The following is a 302-nucleotide window of genomic DNA, read 5'->3' as shown; positions in this document are numbered from 1 at the left end:
CCCCCCCCCCCCCCCCCCCCCCCCCCCCCCCCCCCCCCCCCCCCCCCCCCCCCCCCCCCCCCCCCCCCCCCCCCCCCCCCCCCCCCCCCCCCCCCCCCCCCCGTTTTCAAGCAGAAGACGGCATACGCGATCCTTGTTAATGTCTCGTGGGCTCGGAGATGTGTATAAGAGACAGGTCCAGGCTTGGCCCAGTGCCAGGGTGATGCGCTCCAGCATTTCCTGACTGCCGCCCAGCTTGGCTGCCTGGTCGATGATGGCCTGCATGCTGCCGGCCGTCGGGTCCAGCCCGTAGTTGCGCAGCC

General features: G+C 73.8%; 1 protein-coding gene. It reads right to left on the bottom strand.

Translation table 11 applies throughout. The annotated features are described in order from the left end of the window. Nucleotides 1-302: hypothetical protein (locus JHD64_RS21560; protein ID WP_199055751.1), on the bottom strand; the 302-nt coding region annotated here is incomplete at both ends.

This window comes from Aquitalea sp. ASV15 (genome assembly GCF_016429115.1).
Classification (GTDB): domain Bacteria; phylum Pseudomonadota; class Gammaproteobacteria; order Burkholderiales; family Chromobacteriaceae; genus Aquitalea; species Aquitalea magnusonii.
The sequence above is the reverse complement of the archived record's forward strand: the minus strand, read 5'-3'. Positions and strand labels throughout refer to the sequence as shown.